Source organism: Roseateles sp., assembly GCF_039929605.1.
Classification (GTDB): Bacteria; Pseudomonadota; Gammaproteobacteria; order Burkholderiales; family Burkholderiaceae_C; genus Pelomonas.
On the sequence record NZ_JBDSQX010000101.1, the window covers coordinates 13628 to 34604 of the forward strand.

Annotated in this window: 14 protein-coding genes; 7 read left to right on the forward strand and 7 right to left on the reverse strand. The window is 69.2% G+C overall.

Annotated elements, in window-relative coordinates; translation table 11 throughout:
• Positions 1-10 precede the first annotated feature (10 nt).
• On the forward strand, positions 11-553 hold the full coding sequence (locus ABIS05_RS13890; RefSeq protein WP_348014319.1) for a DUF1415 domain-containing protein: 543 nt from the start codon (positions 11-13) through the stop codon (positions 551-553).
• Between the two features lie 162 nt (positions 554-715).
• On the opposite strand, the gene ABIS05_RS13895 is transcribed toward ABIS05_RS13890, so the two are convergent.
• A complete protein-coding gene (locus ABIS05_RS13895; protein WP_348014320.1) occupies positions 716-1075 on the reverse strand; it encodes a hypothetical protein in 360 nt (119 codons plus the stop codon).
• 172 nt (positions 1076-1247) lie between these two features.
• Between ABIS05_RS13895 and ABIS05_RS13900 the strand changes: the two genes are divergently transcribed.
• Positions 1248-1937, forward strand: a complete 690-nt coding sequence (locus ABIS05_RS13900; protein ID WP_348014321.1) for a response regulator transcription factor — start codon at positions 1248-1250, stop codon at positions 1935-1937.
• A 232-nt stretch (positions 1938-2169) separates the two neighbouring features.
• Here the strand turns inward: ABIS05_RS13900 and ABIS05_RS13905 are convergent, their stop codons facing one another.
• Positions 2170-4566: a PAS domain S-box protein gene (locus ABIS05_RS13905; protein WP_348014322.1), complete on the reverse strand. Its 2397-nt coding sequence runs from the start codon at positions 4564-4566 to the stop codon at positions 2170-2172.
• A gap of 184 nt (positions 4567-4750) precedes the next feature.
• On the opposite strand from ABIS05_RS13905, the gene ABIS05_RS13910 reads away from it, so the two are divergent.
• Positions 4751-5962: a vanadium-dependent haloperoxidase gene (locus ABIS05_RS13910; protein WP_348014323.1), complete on the forward strand. Its 1212-nt coding sequence runs from the start codon at positions 4751-4753 to the stop codon at positions 5960-5962.
• Between the two features lie 175 nt (positions 5963-6137).
• Here the strand turns inward: ABIS05_RS13910 and ABIS05_RS13915 are convergent, their stop codons facing one another.
• The 3 genes from ABIS05_RS13915 to uvrA all read right to left on the reverse strand — a co-directional run bounded on the left by ABIS05_RS13915 (position 6138) and on the right by uvrA (position 13292).
• Positions 6138-6542: a hypothetical protein gene (locus tag ABIS05_RS13915; RefSeq protein ID WP_348014324.1), complete on the reverse strand. Its 405-nt coding sequence runs from the start codon at positions 6540-6542 to the stop codon at positions 6138-6140.
• 848 nt (positions 6543-7390) lie between these two features.
• Positions 7391-7672: a hypothetical protein gene (locus tag ABIS05_RS13920; RefSeq protein ID WP_348014325.1), complete on the reverse strand. Its 282-nt coding sequence runs from the start codon at positions 7670-7672 to the stop codon at positions 7391-7393.
• The gene (gene uvrA / locus ABIS05_RS13925) at positions 7665-13292 is read right to left on the reverse strand and encodes an excinuclease ABC subunit UvrA (protein ID WP_348014326.1); all 5628 of its coding nucleotides are present in this window, start codon (positions 13290-13292) and stop codon (positions 7665-7667) included. Before uvrA ends, ABIS05_RS13920 begins: the two co-directional genes overlap by 8 nt.
• A 228-nt stretch (positions 13293-13520) precedes the next feature.
• On the opposite strand from uvrA, the gene ABIS05_RS13930 reads away from it, so the two are divergent.
• Entirely contained in the window at positions 13521-14030 is a 510-nt protein-coding gene (locus ABIS05_RS13930) for a response regulator (RefSeq protein WP_348014327.1), read from the forward strand.
• 15 nt (positions 14031-14045) lie between these two features.
• On the opposite strand, the gene ABIS05_RS13935 is transcribed toward ABIS05_RS13930, so the two are convergent.
• Together ABIS05_RS13935 and ABIS05_RS13940 are read right to left on the reverse strand one after the other, a co-directional pair.
• The gene (locus tag ABIS05_RS13935) at positions 14046-17177 is read right to left on the reverse strand and encodes a diguanylate cyclase domain-containing protein (RefSeq protein ID WP_348014328.1); all 3132 of its coding nucleotides are present in this window, start codon (positions 17175-17177) and stop codon (positions 14046-14048) included.
• Between the two features lie 135 nt (positions 17178-17312).
• Positions 17313-18047, reverse strand: a complete 735-nt coding sequence (locus ABIS05_RS13940) for a response regulator (RefSeq protein WP_348014329.1) — start codon at positions 18045-18047, stop codon at positions 17313-17315.
• 132 nt (positions 18048-18179) lie between these two features.
• Here ABIS05_RS13940 and ABIS05_RS13945 point away from each other — a divergent pair, with 132 nt between their 5' ends.
• The 3 genes from ABIS05_RS13945 to ABIS05_RS13955 are packed head-to-tail and all read left to right on the forward strand — an operon-like array spanning position 18180 to position 20853.
• A complete protein-coding gene (locus ABIS05_RS13945; protein ID WP_348014330.1) occupies positions 18180-18386 on the forward strand; it encodes a hypothetical protein in 207 nt (68 codons plus the stop codon).
• Between the two features lie 11 nt (positions 18387-18397).
• Entirely contained in the window at positions 18398-18823 is a 426-nt protein-coding gene (locus tag ABIS05_RS13950) for a globin domain-containing protein (RefSeq protein ID WP_348014331.1), read from the forward strand.
• Positions 18824-18861: 38 nt separating this feature from the next.
• On the forward strand, positions 18862-20853 hold the full coding sequence (locus ABIS05_RS13955; protein WP_348014332.1) for a PAS domain S-box protein: 1992 nt from the start codon (positions 18862-18864) through the stop codon (positions 20851-20853).
• Positions 20854-20977: the final 124 nt, after the last annotated feature.

A 20977-nucleotide genomic window follows, 5' to 3' on the forward strand; every position in this document is an offset into this window, starting at 1 on the left:
GGATCTAGGAATGAATCAACAGCAAGTGATCAACGACACCCGCAACTGGGTCGTCAAGGCCGTCATTGGCCTCAACCTCTGCCCGTTCGCGAAGGCGGTGCATGTCAATGAACGGATCCGTTATGTCGTCAGCGATGCGACCGACCCCGAAGCGCTGCTGAAGGATCTGGCCCGCGAACTTTTGGCGTTGAACCGGGCCGATCCTGAAGAGGTCGACACGACATTGCTGATCCACCCCGGCGTGCTGGCCGACTTCCTGGACTTCAACGACTTCCTCGACGCGGCCGACGCGCTGGTGGAGGAACTCAAACTGGACGGCGTCCTGCAGATCGCCGACTTCCACCCCGACTACCAGTTCGAGGGCAACGAACCCGACGACATCGCCAACTACACGAACCGCTCGCCCTACCCGACGCTGCACCTGCTGCGCGAGGAGAGCATCGAGCGTGCGGTGGAGTCGATGCCGGACACGGCGTCCATCTACGAGAACAACCTCGACACGCTGGGCAAGCTGGGACATGACGGCTGGCGCCAACTCGGCCTCAAGGGCTGAGCGCCTTCCCCAGACATCACGCGTTCGGGCCGAGCGCCGGGCCGCTCCCAAGCCGGCCCGCTTGGCGATGTGCTTGGCGGTCGAGCCGCCAAGCATCGCCGTCCCCTCGGGGGACCGGCTGGGCTCGCCCGCGTGCAGCGGGAGCGAGCCCAGACGAGGGGTTCACTCTTTCACCCACGAGAAGCCACCAACCTTCTTCGGCGCATTGGCCCGCGTGCGCAGTACCGCGTCGAAGCCACTCTTGCCGCCGTTCCAGAGCGCCGTCAGCAGGCCGACGACATCCTCGCGCGTGTAAGGGTCCAGGTCGGCCCGGAACTGCTTGATGGCTGCGGCCAGCACGTCGCGCGGCAGCTCCTGGTGGGTGGCCAGTACGGCGAACATCGCGGCGTGCAGATCGGGCCAGGCCGCACACAGCGCCTGGATGCGCCGCAGCGCCTCGGCCGGCGCGGGGCGGTGGCCAGGCAGCAGCCAGTCCAGCCCGTCGGCGCTTTCAGCGCCATCTTCTTGCGTGGCATCGTCCATCGCTTGTCTCCTTGTGCCGCGATATTTCCCGAGATTTCTCACTTCCGGCTGCCGATGTCAATCATTTATCGCCTATGGCACTGCGCAAATCCGCACGACAAGGGCGGGTGATTGCGCCCTGACGCCTCAGTCATACGGCAAACTCGCCCGCTGCTCCCGTGCCCCCGCCGCCATGCAACCCAAGACCCTCGCCCTGATCGACGACGACGCCGAATACTCGGAGTTCCTGACGCAATTCCTGCAGGAGCAGGGCATCGCGGTGAGCCGCTACGACGACAGCAACGCCTTGCTCGCCGCACCCGAGGCCTTCGCCTTCGACTTCTATCTGGTGGACCTGATGTTGCCGGGCGTCAGCGGCGTGGAGCTGATCAAGATCCTGCGCCGCCGCACCGATGCCGGCGTCGTCGTCGTGTCCGGGCGCCTGGGGCCCGAGGTGTTCCGCGAGGTCATCACGGCCGGTGCCGACATGTACCTCGTCAAGCCCGTGCAATTCGAACAGGTGGCGCTGGCCATCGCCGCCGTGCAGCGCCGCGTGGCCAAGCCCGCTGCGGCCGACGCCGCCTGGAAGCTGGACCGCGCCAGCGGCGAGCTCATCGTGCCGGACGGCACCCGCATCCAGCTCAGCGAGGCCGACCGCCAGTTGCTCGAATGCTTCGCGGCTGCGGGTGGCGAGCCCGTCACGCGCGAGGCCTTGCTGAACAAGCTCGGCCGCGAGCTGCCCGAGGGCGAGACGGACGACGGCCTGTCGGCCACCATCTACCGCCTGCGCCGCCGCATCGAGCGGGCCACGCCCACGCTGGTGCCGTTGCAGAGCAAGTCGCGCGTCGGCTATGTGTTTCGCGCGCCGCTGCAGCTGATCTGAGCGGGGTATCGCGGGCTGAGCGCCGGGCCGCTCCCAAGCCGGCCCGCCTTTGGCGATGTGCGAGCGGGGCCTTCCCCGCGAGCATCGCCGTCCCCTTGGGGGCTGAGGCCGGACACGGCAAGTCCAGTGGACTTGTCGTGCCTGCCGAAGAGCAGCCGTTCCGTCGGCTGCGCGGTCTGCAAGACCGACCAGATTTGCGCGCGTTCAGCGGCGCGAGGCTGGGCGAGGGGCTTCATTCCTGCGGCAAGGTCAGCCGCATCACCGTGCCCAGCGGGCCGGTGCGCTGCAGCTCGGCCCCGCCACCATGCAAGTCCATCACGCGGCGGACGATGTACAGGCCCAGGCCGTGGGCAGACTCCGCCCCGCCGCCGCGCGCGCCGCGTGTGAACAGGCGCGGCAGCAGCTCGCGAGGGATGCCGGGGCCGGCGTCGGCCACCTCGAACTGCAACACGGCCGGCTCGTCGAAGTCCATCACGTGCAAGGTGACCGGGCTGACGCCGGGCGCGTACTTGAGCGCGTTGGACAGCAGGTTGCGCAGCGCCAGGCGCATCAGGCTCATGTCCATCATGGCCGTGCGCGTGGCGGTGTGGCGGTCCACGACGACACGGTCGCGCTGGTCGCGCGGCAGGTCGGCAATGGTCACGGCGATCAGCGTGTCGATGTCGGTGTCCAGCCGCGCGATGCGCCCGCCACCGGCCAGCAGGCTGGCGGCTGCCAGCGTGTTGTCCACACCTGCCAGCACCTGGCCCAGCACGGCCTGGGCGCGCATCAGCCGCTCCTGGGCCTGGCGCTCGCCACGGCCGGCCAGGCTGGCGGCTGCGCTCTGCAGCGCGGCGCTGGCGTTGTTGAGCGGCTGGCGCACCTCGTGGGCCAGCACGTCGAGCATCTCGGAGCGCTCGCGCAGCAGCTGGTCGAGCTCCTGCACATGGCGCTCGGTCTGGCGGCGCATCTGCTGCTCCTGCGCCAGCTCGGCGCGGCGTTGCAGCTCCTCGGTGATGTCCTCCACCAGCGCCTGGGCACGCTGCGGGCGGCCGAGGGCGTCGTACTCGGCCACCACCGAGACGAGCACGTCACGCAGCCGGCCGTCGGCGCAGATGAGCTGCACGGGGCAGTCATCGACATGACCGTCGCGCCACAGCGCCGGCCGGTAGACCTCCCGCACCTGCTGGCTGGCGGCAGGCGTCAGGAAGTCATCGATCGAGCGGCCGATGACCTCCGCGCGCCGGTAGCCCAGCCGCTCCAGCCAGCGGTCCGACACGCTCAGCACGCGCCCGGCCGCGTCGATCGAGTGCATCAGCGCCGGCGTCGACTCGTAAAGCGCCCGCAGCCGCTGGCGGTTGTGCTCCAGTTCGACGGCGGCGCGGTGGTGCTCGGTGACGTCCTGCATGGCGCCCACCAGCCGCACCGGCGCGCCGTCCTGCCAGTCCACCTGGCCCTGCGCCAGCACCCAGATCTCGCGGCCGGTGGCGGTGAGCAGCGGCAGCTCCAGGCTCCACGGTTCGCCCTGGCTGATGCCGCGATGCATCGCGGCCTCGATGGCGGCACGGGCCTCGGGCCGGAAATAGCCGATGGCCTCTTCCAGCGTCGGCCGGTGGCCCGGCGGGAGGTCGTGGATGCGACAGGTCTGGTCGCTCCAGACCAGCTCCTCGCTTTGCAGGTCCAGGCTCCAGCCACCCACGCCCGCAACGCGGCCGGTGCGGTCCAGCAGGGCCTTGCTGTCGCGCAACTCGCGCTCGGCGCTGAGCTTGTCGGTCACGTCCTCGGCGATGCCGACATAGCCAGCCAGTTCGCCGTCAGGCGCCAGCAGCGGCCGTGCGCGCGCCCACACCTGGCGCAGGCCGCCCGATGCCGGATTCGTGGGGCTGCGCACGCGGTAGCGCATCTCGAAGGACTGACGCCGCTCCACGCAGCGCGCCCAATGGGCCAGTACGGAGTCCAGGTCCTCCGGCGCCAGCGTGGCGGCCCAGCCTTCGCCCAGCGCGTCCCGCGCATTGATGCCGTAGATGCGCTGCCAGACGGGGTTGGTGTAGACGCAGCGGCCCGCCGCATCGGCCCGGAAGATGCCCAGCGGCGCCGTCTCGGCTAGCAGGTGAAAGGGCTGCTCGCCCGCGCCGGAATCGGCCTTGCCGTGGGCACGCTCGCGCATCATCAGCGCCTCGGCGGCCGCGTCGGCCAGGCGCGTCAACGCCTCGCGCTGCGCCTGGGTCAGCTCGCGCGGCCGGAAGTCCACCACGCACAACGTGCCCGGTTGGCTGCCGTCATCCAGGCGGATAGGCACGCCGGCATAAAAGCGCAGCGACGGCTGGGCCAGCACGTCGGGGTGGTCGACGAAGCGCTCGTCCAGCCGCGCATCCTTCACCTCGAAGAGACCGTCACCCAGCAGCGTGTGGGCGCAGAAGGTCAGCGCCCGCGGCGTCTCGCTGCGGCCCCAGCCCACCCCCACGGCGGCCTTGAACCACTGCCGCTTGTCGTCCAGCAGGCCCAGCAGGGCGACGGGCGTGCCGCAGATCTGCGCGGCCAGGGCGGTGAGATGGTCGAACAGCGGCTCGGGCTCGGTGTCCATGACGGCCAGCGCGGCCAGGCGGGCCAGGCGGCGGTCTTCGTCGGGCGGCAGGTCGGGGGTCACCATGGGTGGCAAGCTTATGACACGGTGATGTCACGGCGCGCACGTCACGTGGCCGGCAACGCCATCAACACCACCAACAACGGCGCGGTCAGCTTCCAGACCGTGGCCTGAGCGACGTCATCCCGACTGGGGTTGCGGCCCCGCAGCGACATGGCTAGCCTCCCGGCTTTATTCCGGGGGAGCCGCCATGCCCAGAATCCCTTGCGCCGCTGGCGCCTTGCTGCTGGCCCTGCTGGCAGCCTTGCCGGCGAGCGCCGACGTCGTCAGCGACTTGGCCGAGGCCACGCCCAAGGTGCTGTCCAGATCGCCGCGATCGCAGCTACTGCACACAACGCTGCTGACCGACCTGGCGATGTTCAATGCGCTGAACGCCATCACGCCGCGTTACCAGGCCTATGGCGTGGCGCCCGCGTCGGTGCCGGATGCCTCGCCCGACGCGACCGTCGCCTCGGCCGCCCGCGTGGTGCTGGGCAGCGTGCCGGGCGCCGATCAGGCCTTGCTCGACAAGACCTACGAAGTCTCGCTGAAGAGCGTGACCGATGCCGCCGCCCGCACCCGGGGCGTGGCGTTGGGGCGCCGCGTGGCGCTGGCCTTGCTGGCGATGCGGGCCGATGACGCCTTTGGCCGCGTCGAGCCGCCCAAGGTAGAGCCGGCCGCAGGCGTGCATGTGCTGACGCCGGAGTACAAGCAGGAATCCGGCGTGGGCCTGGCGCGCATGAAGCCCTTCGGCATAAAGGACGCTGCCGCCTTCGACCCCGGCCCACCGCCGGCCGTGGGCAGTGCCATCGCGCTGCGCGACCTGGCCGAGGTCAAGGCCCTGGGTGGCCGGGTCAGCACGGCGCGCACTGGCGAGCAGTCGGTCATCGCGCTGTTCTGGAACTCCGGCGAGGGCGAGGACGGCGTGCAGATGCTGAAGACGCTGGCCGAGCACCGCAAGGCCACGCCGCTGGAGTTCGCGCGCATGCTGGCGCTGATGGACATGGCCGATCTGGACTCGCGCATCGTCTACAGCGGCATCAAGACCAAGTACCGCCACTGGCGGCCGTACAACGCACTGCGCGGCCCATTCGCCGATGCCACGTTGCGCGACGCGACCTGGGAGCCTCTGATCCACACGCCGCCCAACAGCGACTACCCCTCGGGCGGTGCCGTCGGCGGCGGCACGCTGCAGACGCTGATGGCGGCCTTTCGTGGTGACAGCGGGGCGCCGCTGGTGTGGGTCAACAGCGCGCTGTCCATGACGCGCAGCTGGGCCACGCCCGAGGCCATGGGCCAGGAGCTGGCCAACTCACGGGTGTGGAGCGGCGTGCATTTCCGCAACTCCGTCGACGTGGGCTACCGCCTCGGCCAGAAGGTGGCCGAGGAAGTGCTGGCGACGCAGCTGCGGCCGCTTCCTTAGCGTTGTCAGGGCGCTGCACGGGCTTGGCATTCCTGGTGAGCCCGGCGTGCAGCCGGCCGCCCGCCGGGGCGGACTCACGGCAACGGTAATCGGCACAAAGGAGGAGCCGCTAAAAGGACCTGCACGCTGCGGCGGCGGCCATGGCGGGTTTCAACCCGCCCTACACGACTGTTCGTCACGGCGCCACGATGCGCGGCGGCGTCGAGTCCCGCGACTTGCGCCACAGTGCGATCGCCACATGGATGGCCAATCCCGTACCCAGCAGCAGCACGGCGCCAACGCTCCACACCACCCAGGCCAGCGCGTGCACCCAGCCGGACAAGCCCGGCAGCGCCCCGACAAGCGCGTGAAGCTGCGGCGAGAAGTTCTCCAGCGTGCCGACCAGCCACTCAGCCGCCCATGCCGGCAGCAGGTCGGCCAGCGACTGCGGCAGGCTCCAGTCGCCCGAGCCCAGCACGCTGGCATGCGACAGCAACGCCGCCAGCATCGCTTCGCCAGACCACACCAGTGCGGACCACAAGGCCAGCAGCAGCAACACCAGCACCCAACCCGCGAGGAACACCATTTGCGCCGTCTCCATTTATTGAAGCGTTGGAGTGTGTGTGGGCGGGTGGCGTTGGGTAAGAGGCCTGAGGCTCAGGGAGGGTTCGGGAAAGCGGAAGCTGTGTGGTCGGCGTTCGCGGGTTGATCAGGTGGTTTAAGTGGGTCCATCTTTGTGCCGAGTAAGGTTGCCGGGAGTCCCGCCCGGCGGCGGGGTAACTTTCTTCTGCGGGGCCAGAAGAAAGTCACCAAAGAAGAGGCCCTGAACCGCACTCGAGTGCCACGACGCCACCAACGGCGCGCGAAAACAATCGGCGTCGTTGCGGCCAGACGCGACCCGCTGCGCTCTCGCTGCTGTCCTTGTCACCAGCACCATTCATCGCACCGTTAGCCCGCTTAACGCGCAGCTGCACGCCGTGCTCACCAGGAATGCAAACATAGCGGCGCTCGGGCGCCGCGACAGCGCCGTAGAGCGGGTCGTGACCCGCCGGCACCGTTGCCACACGGCCCGATGGCGGGTCTCGACCCGCCCTACTCGTCGCCCCAGCGACGCGGCTTTCGCATTCCTGATGAGCCCGGCGTACAGCCGGCGTTAAGCGGCGTGCTGGCACGGGCAGTAGCACTCGTAACAAGGACAGCAGCGAGAGCGCAGCGGGTCGCGTGCGGGCACGGTCCAGTGCCAAGCCCGTCAGCCCGCTGGCGTGCGGATTCAGGGCCTCTTCTTTGGTGACTTTCTTCTGGCCCCGCAGAAGAAAGTTACCCGCCCGCCGGGGCGGACTCCCGGCAACCGGACTCGGCACAAAGAAGGCACCGTTTAAACGCCCTGCCTCCAGCCGCAGCAGCGATGGCGGGTTTCAACCCGCCCTACACAGCGAGACGCTTGCGCATTCAGACGGACCAATGCACCTCGAAGACATCGCCCAATGAGGCCATCGTGGCATCGATCTGCTGAATCTCGTCAACGTTGATCCTTGGCCCGACACCATGACCACGAACCGCCTGCAGAAGCTCCGGGTGCTTCTGCGCGGCAAGGATCACCGCAGCTTCAAGAGCGGCTTGAGCGTTCTGCGCACACACCACAGCGGACAACTCGAAAGAAGAGGTCTGCCCTTCGCGCACAAAGCCTTCGCCGGAAAGCTGTACCTGCCAAGTCCTCTGGTCTTCAGCCAACAGATCTCTCCAGCACCGGCCGCAACGCCACGCCCGTATGACTGCCACTCGCCACCACCTGCTCCGGCGTCCCCTCGACAACGACGCGACCACCCGCATCGCCTCCTTCCGGCCCCAGATCCAACACCCAGTCAGCCTCCGCAATCACATCCAGGTCATGCTCGATGACGACGACCGAGTGACCGCCACCAACGAGCCGATGCAGCACCCGGATCAACTTCTCCACATCCGCCATGTGCAACCCCACGGTGGGCTCATCCAACACGTAGAGCGTATGCGGCGCCTTCTGCCCGCGCCGCGCCACGTCATCCCGCACCTTGACCAGTTCCGACACCAGCTTGATCCGCTGCGCCTCACCACCCGACAACGTCGGCGACGGCTGGCCCAACGTGAGATACCCCAGCCCCACGTCCTTCAACAACTGCAGCGGATGCCCAATCGACGGCATGGCCGCGAAGAACTCGACGGCCTCGTCGACCTCCATCGCCAGCACGTCGCCAATGCTCTTCCCCCGCCACGAAACGCCCAGCGTCTCCGGGTTGAAGCGCTGGCCGTGGCATTGGTCGCAGGGCACCTTCACGTCGGGCAAAAAGCTCATCTCGATGGTCTTCATGCCCTGGCCTTCGCAGCCGGGGCAGCGGCCCGCGCCGGTGTTGAAGCTGAAGCGCGCGGGCGCATAGCCGCGCGCCTTGGACTCCAGCGTCTCGGCGAACAGCTTGCGGATGGCGTCCCAGAAGCCGATGTAGGTCGCCGGGCAGGAACGCGGCGTCTTGCCGATCGGGGTCTGGTCGACCTCCAGCACGCGGTCCACCTGCTCGTGGCCTTCAATGCCGTCGCAGCCCGTCCACTTGGCCGGCGCCTTGCGCAGAGGCACAGCGACGGCGATGTTAGCCAGCAGCACATCGCGCGCCAGCGTCGACTTGCCGGAGCCCGACACGCCGGTCACGGCCACCAGCCGGTGCAGCGGCACATCGACGGTGACCGCCTTGAGGTTGTGCAGTGACGCGTTCAACACCCGCAGCTTTGGCGCCTCAGGGTCGATGGGTCGCCGAGCCTGCAGCGGGTGGATCAGCGGGTGGGCCAGCATGCGGCCCGTCACGCTCTCGGGCTCCAGCGCGAGCTGCGCCGCCGTGCCTTGCGCCACCACGCGGCCACCGCGTTTGCCGGCGCCGGGGCCGATGTCGATGATGTGGTCGGCGCGGCGAATCGTGTCCTCGTCGTGCTCCACCACGACCAGCGTGTTGCCCTTGTCGCCGAGCGTCGCCAGTGCCTTCAGCAGGATCTGGTTGTCGCGCGGATGCAGGCCGATGGTGGGTTCGTCCAGCACGTAGCAGACGCCCTGCAGGTTGCTGCCTAACTGCGCCGCCAGGCGGATGCGCTGAGCCTCGCCGCCGGACAACGTGGGCGCCGCGCGATCCAGCGTCAGGTAGCCCAGGCCGACCTCCTGCAGAAACTCCAGCCGGCCGAGGATTTCGCTGACGACGTCGCGGGCGATGTCGGCGTCGCGGCCGTGCAGGTGCAGGCCCTTCACCCAGGCCTGCGCCTCGCCCACGCTCCACGCGGCCACGTCGCCGATGCCCTTGTGCTCGAACTCGACCGAGCGCGCGGTCGCGTTCAGTCGCGTGCCGTGGCAGTCGGGGCAGGCCGCATCGGTCAGGCCTTCGACCTCGGCCTCCTCGGACGGAAAGCTTTGCTCGCGGCCGCGGTTGTCGTCGCTCTGCACGCTGTCGTCGAGCTCCTTGCGCTGATCGCGCGTCAAGGCGAGGCCGGTGCCGACGCAGCTGGTGCACCAACCGTGCTTGGAGTTGTACGAGAACAGACGCGGGTCCAGCTCGGGGTAGCTGGTGCCGCAGACCGGGCAGGCGCGCTTGGTGGAGAAGACCTTCACCGTGCCCACGCCAGCGCCGGTCGCACCGCCCTCCACGCTGAGGCCGTCCAGCGGCGCCAACAGATGCAGCACGCCCTTGCCGATGTCCAGCGCCTTGGCGAGCAGCTCGCGCAGTTCGGCCTCGCGTTCGGGCGCGATGACGAGGTCGCCGACCGGCAGCTCGAGCGTGTGCTCCTTGAAGCGGTCGATGCGCGGCCAGGGGCTTGTCGGCAGGAACTCGCCGTCCACGCGCAGATGCGTGTGGCCACGGCCCTTGGCCCACTTCGCCAGGTCGGTGTAGATGCCCTTGCGATTGACCACCAGCGGCGCGAGCAGGCCGACGTGTTGGCCACGGTAGTCGCGCATCAGCTGCGCGGCGATGGACTCGACGCTCTGCGGCCGCACCGGCGCGCCGTCGTGGATGCAATGCTGCACGCCCAGCTTGACGTAGAGCAGGCGCAGGAAGTGCCAGACCTCGGTCGTCGTGGCCACCGTGCTCTTGCGGCCACCACGGCTCAGGCGCTGTTCGATGGCGACGGTGGGCGGGATGCCCCAGACGGCATCCACCTCGGGCCGGCCGGCCGGCTGCACGATGCTGCGCGCGTAGGCGTTCAGCGATTCGAGGTAGCGGCGCTGGCCTTCGTTGAACAGGATGTCGAAGGCGAGCGTGGACTTGCCCGAGCCCGACACGCCCGTGACGACGTTGAACTTGCCGCGCGGGATGTCCACGCTCAGGCCCTTGAGGTTGTGTTCGCGGGCGTTGACGATGCGGATGGCCTCGTCGGCCTGGCGGCGCCCGCGCACGATGGACTGCAGCGGGCGGCCTTCTTCAACGGCCATGGCCGGGCGGTCCATGTGCAGCGCGTAGTCGCGCAGCGCGGCGGCGGTGTGCGAGGTGGCGTGCTTGGTGATCTCCTCGGGGGTGCCGACGCAGACGATCTCGCCGCCGGTCTCGCCGCCTTCGGGGCCGAGGTCGATGAGCCAATCGGCCGCGCGGATGACGTCGAGGTTGTGCTCGATGACGATCAGCGAGTGGCCGGCGCCGAGCAGCTTGCGCAGCGCGCGCATCAGCTTGGCGATGTCGTCGAAATGCAGGCCCGTCGTCGGCTCGTCGAACAGGAAGAGCGTGCCCTTCTTGGCGACGCCGCAGCGCGGTGACGCCGCCGCTTCGGCCAAGAAACCGGCGAGCTTCAGGCGCTGCGCCTCGCCGCCCGACAGCGTCGGCACGGGCTGGCCCAGGCGCACGTATTCCAGGCCCACATCGACGATGGGCTGCAGCTTGGCGATGACGGCGCGGTGGTCGCTGAACAGGTGCACCGCTTCGGCGACGGTCAGCTCCAGCACGTCGGCCACGCTGAGGTCACGGTCCTTCAAGGTCAGCTTGGCGTCCAGCATCTCGGCGCGGAAGCGCTTGCCGTCGCAGTCGGGGCAGCGCAGGTAGACGTCGCTGAGGAACTGCATCTCGACGTGCTCGAAGCCCGAGCCGCCGCAGGTCGGGCAGCGGCCGTCACCGGCGTTGAAGCTGAACATGCTTGCGGTGTAGCTGCGCTCACGCGCCACGGGCGCATCGGCGAGCAGCTTGCGGATCTCGTCCCAGGCGCCAACGTAGCTGGCCGGGTTGGAGCGCGCCGTCTTGCCGATGGGGCTTTGATCGACGAACACGGCGTCGGCCAGAAAGTCGCCGCCCAGCAGCCGCTCGTGCGAGCCCGGCGTTTCAGTCGCCTTGCCGAACTGGCGCGCCAGCGCGGGGTAGAGCACGTCCTGCATCAGCGTGCTCTTGCCCGAGCCGCTCACGCCGGTGACGACGACGAGGCGCTGCAGCGGGAAGGCGACGGACACGTCCTTCAGGTTGTGCTCGCGCACGCCTTCGAGGATGAGCTTGGGCGTGGACTCGTCCACCAGGCGCTTCAGGCCCATGCCGACGTGCTTGCGCCCGCCGAGGTAGGCGCCGGTCAGCGTGTCCGCCGAGCGGATGCTGTCGGGCGTGCCGTCGTAGACGATCTGGCCGCCGCGCTCGCCGGGGCCGGGGCCCATGTCGATGAGGCGGTCGGCGGCCAGCATGACGGCCGGGTCATGCTCGACGACGACCAGCGTGTTGCCCGCATCGCGCAGCCGCTTCATGGCCTGCACGATGCGGCCCATGTCGCGCGGGTGCAGGCCGATGCTGGGCTCGTCCAGCACGAACAGCGTGTTGACAAGCGAGGTGCCTAACGCCGTGGTCAGGTTGATGCGCTGCACCTCGCCGCCAGAGAGCGTGCGGCTTTGGCGGTCCAGCGTCAGGTAGCCCAGGCCCACGTCGCAGAGGTAGCGGCTGCGGTGGCGGATCTCGTCGAGCAACAGCTTCAGCGCTTCGTCCAGCATCGTGCTGGGCAGCTGCAGGCCGTCGACGAAATCGCGCAGGCGCTGGATGGGCAACTGCATCAGGTCGTGCAGGCTCAGGCCGGGCAGCGCTTCGAGCTGTTCGCGGGTCCAGTCCACGCCGACCGGCAGGAAGCGTTGCGCCGCAGGCAATGCCACATCAGCGAGCGCCTTGCTGCCCACGCGCCACAGCAGTGCCTCGGTCTTCAGCCGCGCGCCCCGGCAGCTCGGGCATTCGGTGTAGCTGCGGTACTTGGACAAGAGCACGCGGATGTGCATCTTGTAGGCCTTGCTTTCGAGGTACTCGAAGAAGCGCATGACCCCGTACCACTGCTTGTTCCAGTTGCCGTTCCAGTTCGGCGTGCCGTTGATGACCCACGCCCGGTGCGCGGGCGACAAGTCCTTCCACGGCGTGTCACGCGGGATGCCGGCTTCGCCCGCGTACTTCAGCAGGTCGTCGTGGCTGTCCTTCCAGGCCGGCGTGGCCAGCGTCTTGATGGCGCCGTTGCGCAGCGTCTTGCGGTCGTCGGGAATGACGAGGCCGAGATCGACGCCGATGACGCGGCCGAAACCCCGGCAGGTGTCGCAGGCGCCGAACGCGGAATTGAACGAGAACAGCGCCGGCTGTGGGTCGGCGTAGCGGATGTCGCTTTCAGGGCAGTGCAGGCCGGTGGAGAACCGCCACAGCGTGGCGCCTTCGTCTCCCACGTAGACGCTGAGTCGGCCTGACCCTCGTTTAAGCGACAGCTCGATGGCCTCCATGGCACGCTGCTTGTCCGCGCCCAGAATGCGGAAGCGGTCGGCAACGACGTCCAACAGCTTCTTGCCGTCCGATTCGCGCTCGGCTTGCACCCGCGTGAAGCCGCTGGCGGACAACCACTGCTGGACTTGCTCGGCACTCGTGTTGGCTGGCAGCTCGACGGGAAATGTGAGCACCATCCTGGGGTCGCCAGCACCCTCCGCGCGAGCCATCAGCTCCGCATAAATGCTCTGTGCGGTGTCATGCCTGACGAGCGCCGCCGTCTTGCGGTCAAAAAGTTCGGCCGCGCGGGCGAAGAGCAGCTTCAGGTGGTCGTTAAGTTCCGTCATGGTGCCGACCGTGGAGCGGCTGGTGCGCACCGGGTTGGTCTGGTCGATGGCGATGGCGGGCGGCACGCCGTCCACCTTGTCGACGGCGGGCCGGTCCATGCGGTCCAGGAACTGGCGGGCGTAGGCGGAGAAGGTTTCCACATAACGCCGCTGGCCCTCGGCGTAGAGGGTGTCGAACACCAAGCTGGACTTGCCCGAGCCGCTGGGCCCGGTCACGACAGTCAGCTCCGCGGTGCGCAGATCCAGGTCGAGGTTCTTGAGGTTGTGCTGCCGAGCGCCTCGGATGCGGATCAGACCGTCGGTCATTGCGGGGGGTCAAAACTGCGAAGGCCAGCAGTGTAGGGATGGGGGTGGCCGAAAACTGTCAGCACATGAAGCAAGGCCAGAGCCGACCAACGGTCGATTCAGCCTCCGCGAGCGGCCAAGGCTCACCGCAATTGCGGCGCGTGCGGGTTGCATACCGGCACAACCTGCGGCAACAATGCCCCCACCCCTTACCGGGGGACATAAAAACAAATGCATCGAGGACATGGGATGGACGACTCAAGGCTGCTTGCTGAAGTGCCCAAACACCCGCTCTGGCTGAGCGCCGCCGCTGGCGGTATGGGAGCCGGTGTGCCGCTGCCAGGCCCTGACGAGACCGCGCCGGAGCGCCCCCAGCCAGACGTGCTGCTGGTGGAAGACAACCACATCAACCAGGTCGTCGCGCTGGAGTTCCTCGCGCTGATGGGCGTCAACGCCCGCCTGGCGAAGAATGGCATCGAAGCCCTCGCCGCCTGTGAACAAGCTGCGCCCGACCTCGTGCTGATGGACATCCAGATGCCCGGCATGGACGGCCTGGAATGCGCCCGCCGCATCCGCGCCCTGCAGCGCGACGGCAAGCTGCCCAGTTTCCCCATCCTCGCCCTGACCGCCCACGCGCTGGACGCCGACGTGGCCGCCAGCATGGAAGCCGGCATGGACGAGCACCTGACCAAGCCGCTGGACTTCGTCGCGCTGCGCACGCGGTTGCAGCGGTGGCTGCAGCTGCCGGACACGCACTGACGAGCGGCCCAGGGCTTAAACCGGTGGGCCGGTATACAGCCGCCACCGCGCCCGCCCCGCGTGCTTGGCTTCGTAGAGCGCCACGTCGGCCGCCTTGTAGAGGGCGTCCACGTCCTGCGCATCCCGCGGGTAGCAGGCGGCACCGATGCTCGCTCCGGGCAGGGCCGGCAGCGCCGAATCCTGCGGCAGCACCCGGGCCAGGCCCTCGGCAATGCGGCGGCAGGCGGCTTCGGCGGCTTCGGGCTCACTGGTATCGGGCAGCAGCACGGCAAACTCATCTCCGCCCAGGCGGGCGGCGCGGTCGGACTCCCGCACCGACGCGTTCAGGCACGCCGCCACCGCTGTCAGCACCGCGTCGCCGACGTCGTGGCCCAGCGTGTCGTTGATCTGCTTGAAATGGTCCAGGTCGATCAGCAGCAGGTACAGGCCCAGGCCGTTGCGTTGCGCCTGCGCCATCAGGCGCCGCAGGTCATCGTTGAATAGCCGCCGGTTGGGCAGCCCTGTCAGCCCGTCGTAATAGGCCATCTGCTCCAGCATTTGCTGGCTGGCCTGGAGTTCACGCGTGCGCTGCTCCAGCGCCATGGTGCGCTCGGTCACCAGCAGCTCCAGCGCCTGCTGGCGCCGCCGCAGGATGAGCGTGCGCGCCTGCACCAGCGCAGCGAGCAGCAGGCAAAGCGCCAGGCCCGCGCCGACGCGGAACCACAGCGTCTCATGCCAGCGCGGGCGAACATTCAGCGGCAGCCGCAGCACGTCGGACCACGGGCCCTGCGCGCCGGCGCCACGCAGCTCCAGCACGTGGTCACCGGGCGGCAGGTTGGCGTAGCTGGCGATGCGCCGGTTCGGCTCGGTGGCAATCCAATCGGCGTCGATGCCCGGCAGCCGGTACTCGTAGCGGTTGCGCTCGGGCGCGCCGTAGTCGAGCACCGAGAACTCGACGAGCAGGCTGCGCCGTTCCGGTTCGATGGTCAGCACGTCGAGGCCCGCTTCCCGGGCGGCCCGCAGACGACTCGGCACCGTGGTGCGGACGTCGCCCAGCCGCACTTCCGTGACCACCAGCGGCGCCTGTTCGGCACGCGCCGCCGCCGGCTGTCGCGGGTTGACGATGGTCAGGCCGCCGATGCCCCCGAACAGCAGCATGCCGTCGGCGGTGGCCGCGCCGGCGTTGCTCCAGTAGGTGGGGATGCCCACGCCTTCGGCCGTGCCCAGGCTGCGCGCGCGCAGGCTGTCCTGCGCGATGTGAGCGAGGCCGCCGTCGGTGCTGACCCAGACATCGCCGCTCGGTGCCTGCACCAGCGCGTCGACGCCGTTGTGCGGCAGGCCGTCGGCCGTGGTGATGCGCGTGACATGGGGCTGTGCACTCGGCGCCTGCGCGGTCTCCATCACACGCACACCGGCGCCGAGGTCGCCCACCCACAGGCGGCCCCGGCGGTCCAGCAGCATCGAGGAGACATAACCCACGGGCAGGCCGACACGGCCCGGCGCGTCCTGGGGCGGTTTGCTCAGCGCCATCGTCACCGTGTCCAGCCGCAGCACGCCCGCGCGCGTGCCCACCCACAGCACGCTATCCTGGCCCGGCAGCAGAGCGGTGACGCGCTGCTCGCCGAGGCGGACGCCGTCCTCATGCGCCAGCAGCCGCAGGCGCAAGCCGTCGGTCACAGCCACTGCCCACAGGCCGTCGAGCCCGCCCAGCCACAACCGGTCGCCCTGCAGCGCCAGCGCCCACACCGACGCGGTGGGCGAGCGCCCAGGGATCTGCAGTCGCTGTACCGTGCGGCCGTCGGCCGTGGCCCGGTACAGCCCGCGCTGGGTGCCCAGGTAGACGGACCCGTCCGGCGCACGCTGCATGCTCAGGACGCGCCCCGGCGGCAAGGCCGTGGCGGGGGCGGAGGCGTCGGGCCTCAACGTCGCCACCCGGCCCTGCTCGGCCCGCACGATGTCGATGCCGCCGTCTCCCCCGCTGAGCCAGACGCTGCCGTCAGGCATGGGCATCACGAAGGGCACGTTGGTGTGGCTGATGCCAGACGTTGCGCCGGGGCCGCCGAACCAGGTGCTGACCGTCGTTTGGCGCGAGTTGTAGTGGCTCAGGCCCATGTCCGTGGCCACCCAGACCAGCCCGCTGCGGTCGCGGTAGATCCCGGAGATGCCGTCATCGGGCAGGCTGGATGCGCTGTCCGGGCGGTGCCGCACGCGGCGAACCTCCCAGCTGCGGGTGTCGACGCGCAGGATGCCGCCGCCGTCGGTGCCCAGCCACACGTCGCCCGGCGCCGCTTCGGCCATGAAGAGGATCCCCGTCTTGGCCATGCCCGTCTTGCCGGCGCCCGCCGCCTTCAACCTGCGATCCAGCGGCACCGCGTCGACCGTGCCGGCCTCCACCACGAAAGCGCCATGCGAGCGCGTGCCGACCCAGAGGCGCTGCTCGCCGTCCAGCAGCAGCATGGCGACGAATGGCGTCCCCTCTTCCGCCGGCAGTTCGACCTTCGCAAAGCGCTCGCTGCCCGCCGTGCGCCGGAACAAGCCTTGGTCGGTGCCGATCCACAAGCCGCCCGCCGCGTCGCGCCGCAGCGATTGCACGGCGCTGTCGGGCAGGCCTTGCGCCCGAGCCAGCACGGCATGGCGCTGCACCGTGCCGCTGCGGGTATCCAGCAGGTCCAGGCCCCCGCTGGTGCCCACCCACAGCAAGCCGGGGCCTGCGTCGAGCATGGCATGCACGCTCCTGCGGCTCAGCTCGGCGCCGGCAGCCAACCCGGCGACGAAACGATCACTCTGCGCGTCATAACGCACCAAGCCACCGGCGTTGGTGCCTATCCACAGGCGCTGCTGGTCATCGACATGAAGCCCCAGCACGTAGTTGTCAGGCAGGGCGCCGGGCGACGCCGTGTCGCCGACGTAGTTGCGAAGCTGGTAGCCGTCCCAGCGGGACAGCCCGTACTGCGTGCCTATCCACAGAAAGCCGTCGCCGTCCTGAATCAGGCCGGTGACGGACATCGGCGCGGTCAACACGCGGTGAAACACCGCATCCGAGCGGCCGGCCCACGGCACGGGCACGGGCACAGGTCCGTCGGCAGCCATTGCAGTGCCGGCCAGCGCGAGGCTGAGCAGCACGGCGAAACGCCCCAACGCCTTGATCAACAGGTGGAGATGACTCATGCGCATCGGAAAGATGCTCGCGCCGGTGCGGTTCTGGCGCAACGCTGCTTCGCGCCTCCCTGCGGGGCAGGATACGGCAGACCTTGTGGGCAGCGCCAGCAGTGCCGCGCTCGCGGCGCGGGAACTACCAGGGGCTCAGCCGGCCATCGGCACGTACACGTAGCCGACGTTTCTCACCGTCTTGATGACCTCCGGCTTGTCCGGGTTGCGCTCCACCTTGCGGCGCAGGCGCATAACGCGCAGGTCGATGCTGCGGTCGAAGACGTCCCAGCCGCGGTTGTGCGCCTGCTCCATGATCTGGTCGCGGTTCAGCGGGCGGTTGGGGTGGCGCGCAAACAAGGCCAGCAGATCGAACTCGGCGGCGGTGATGTCGATCTCCGCGCCGTCCGCGCCGAAGAGCTTGCGGCTCGCCATGTCGAGCTGGCAGGGGCCGAACGGCATGCGCTCCACGTCCACCTCGGCGGCCACCGCTGCTGGCGGGGCCGTGACCTGCAGGCGGCGCAGCACCGCGCGCACGCGGGCCAGCAGTTCGCGCAACTCGAAGGGCTTGGCGATGTAGTCGTCGGCGCCCACCTCCAGGCCGACGATGCGGTCGATGGCCTCGCCAGCCGTCGTCAGCATCAGCACGGCCAGGCGTGGGTGGGCTTCGCGCAGCGCGCGGGCCAGGGACAGGCCGTTCTCCCCGGGCATGTTGATGTCCAGCACGGCCACGTCGGGCACGCGCTCCGCAACCAGCGCGCGAGCAGCGGCGGCGTTTTCGGCCTGCATGACCTCGAAGCCGTTGCGGCCGAAGTACTCGGCCAGCAAGGCGCGCAATTCGGGCTCGTCGTCGACGAGCAGTACGGTGGCAGTGGCGGAGGTGTCAGGCATGGCGGCGAATGATAGGCAGGCCCTGTAGCTCCCGGCGCGACGTTGAAACAAACGCAACACAAGGCGGGCAACGCTGAAGCCGGGCTGAAACGCGCGCTGTCGACAGTCCTGTCACCGAACCGGAGCACCGCCATGAACTTCCGCAGCGACAACCTTCATACCGACTGGCCCGACACGATGGCCATGATTTTCCGCAGCGAGGCCTTTGCCGAAGACCTCGATGACAGCTACGAAGCCCCGGCTGCTCCTTCCGGCGCTTGGCACTCGCTCGAGCGCCTCGTTGCTGCGGTGCCGCTGCTGTGCATCTTTGCTCCCGTTGCCGACGCCTATCTCAGCTGAAAGACCTCCCCATGACCCCGCACCAGATCCACCTCATCCGCAGCAGCTTCGAGCCGCTCAAGCCCCTGGCCGCCACGGTCGCCGCGGCTTTCTACGCGCAGCTTTTTGCCCGCGACCCTGCCCTGCGCGCCCTCTTCCGCGGCGGCGACATGCACGAGCAGGGTGAGCGCTTGATGCAGATGCTCAGCGCCGCCATCGATCTGCTGGACCGGCCTGGCGCCCTGATCCCGGTGCTGCTGCGCCTGGGGCAGCGACACGTCGACTACGGTGTCGCGAGTGAGCACTACGACAGCGTCGGCGCCGCACTGCTGGACACGCTGGCCGCCGGCCTGGGCGACGGCTTCACGGCCGAGGTGCGCGAGGCCTGGACAACGATGTACGGCTTCGTGGCCCGCAAGATGCAAGAAGGCGCCGTATCGGCCGTCCTGGCAGCCTGACCGTCCTGATTTGCGGAGCGTCCTTATCATCGGCCGCGATGACAGAAGACATCCATTTCCACCCCACGCCCGACGCCGGCGAGGGCGAGCTCAGCTCGGTGCTGCAGGCCACGCTGCCGCTGCTGTCGCAATTGCTGGAGGCCGTGCCGGCGCGCGTCGTCGTCATCGACGTGGGCGAGCGCCTCGTCTGGGCCAACCAGGAGTTCTTCCGCTTCACGCGGCTGCACCCCAAGCAGGTGCTGACCCAACGCATCAGCCGCATCATCGGCGAGGCGGCCTACGCCAGTTATACGGCCGTGCGCCCGCGCTTGGCCAGTGGCCAGACCGTGGCCTGGGAGGGCTGGACGGAGTTGGCCGGCATGGGCCGGCGCTACATGCGCGAACACCTCGTGCCGGTGGACCTGCGCGGCGGCGTGCCGCAGGCCACGGTGGTCATGAGTCTGGACCTGACCGAGCTGAAGAAGCGCGATGCCGAGCTGTCGGCCAAAGTGGCGGAGCTGGAAGCCACGGAGGCGCTCAAGTCCTCCATCTTCGACAACGCGATGGCGGCCCTGGTGTCGACGGACGAGACCGGCCACATCGTCGAGTTCAACCCGGCGGCGGTGACCATGTTCGGCATCGTGCGCGAGCAGGCGCTGGGCCGCTCGGTGGCCGACGTGATGATCCCGCCGCGCCTGCGCGAGGCCCACAACGCCGGCATGGCCCGCGTGACGGCCGGCGGTGAACAGCGCCTGATGGGCCGGCGCATCGAGATGACCGCCCTGCGCGCCGATGGCAGCGAGTTCCCCATCGAGATGCTGCTGTGGCGCACCGCCGTGGGCAACCAGACCTTCTACACCGCGTCGCTGTTCGACCTGTCGGAGCGCGAGGCCGCGCACAGCCAGATCGAGCGCCAACGCGAGGCGCTGCGCCAGAGCGAGAAGCTCACCGCCATGGGCAGCCTGCTGGCGGGCGTGGCGCATGAGCTGAACAACCCGCTGTCCATCGTCATGGGCCGCGCGGCGCTGCTGGCCGAGAAGCTGAGCGACAACCCGCTGGCCGCCGACGCCCAGCGCATTCACGAGGCCGCCGAGCGCTGCGGCCGCATCGTGCGCACCTTCCTGAACATGGCGCGCAGCCGCCCGGCCAACCGCAGCGAGGTGGCGCTGAACGACCTTGCCACGGCGGCCATCGACATGCTCGGTTATGTGCTGCGCAGCCACGGCATCGCCGTCACGCTGGACCTGCTGCCGGGCCTGCCGCCAGTCAAGGCCGATGCCGACCAGATCGGCCAGATCGTGCTCAACCTCATCGTCAATGCGCAGCAGGCGCTGGGCGCGCGCGACCACGGCCGGCGCCTCACCGTCTCCACCGGTGTGGCGCCCATGACCGACGGCGACCGCCGCCGCACGCCTCGCGTGTGGATGCGCGTGCGCGACAACGGCCCCGGCATCGCGCCGGAGTTGCGCGAGCGCGTCTTCGAGCCCTTTTTCACGACCAAGAGCGAGGGCGTGGGCACGGGCCTCGGCCTGGCCGTGTCGCGCTCCATCGCGCGCGAACACGGCGGCGAGCTGACGGTGCAGGATGACGGCGCCGGGGCCTGCTTCTGCCTGCAGATGCCCGTCAGCGGCGAGCCCGAGGCCACCGAGACTGAGCCCGTGCCGCTGGCCGATGCCAACGAGATCAGCGCCCGCCTGCTCGTCGTCGACGACGAGCCGGAGATCGCCGAGCTGATCGGCGAGATGCTGGCCGGTGCGGGCTACGAGGTCATGACGGCCGAGTCCGGCGCTGTGGCGCTGGCCATGCTGGCCGAGGCGCGCTTTGACGCCATCGTCAGCGACCTGCACATGCCCGAGCTGGACGGCGCCGGCCTGTGGCGCGAGGTCAAGCGCACGCATCCGGCGCTGGCGCGGCGCATGCTCTTCGTCACCGGCGACACGCTGTCGCCCACGGCCCGGCAATTCCTCGACGAGGCGCGCTGCGACCGCCTGAACAAGCCGTTTGCGAAGGCCGAATTGCTGGCCCGCGTCGCCGCCCTTTTGCAGGGCTGATACGGATCTGATGCCCCGGTGCGGCAACCATAATCGCCGCACAACGCCCCAAGAGCATCTGGAGACAAGGCGATGCACGCCGAAACCGCGACGCCTTGGGGCAGTTCGGGACTGAATTGAAAAC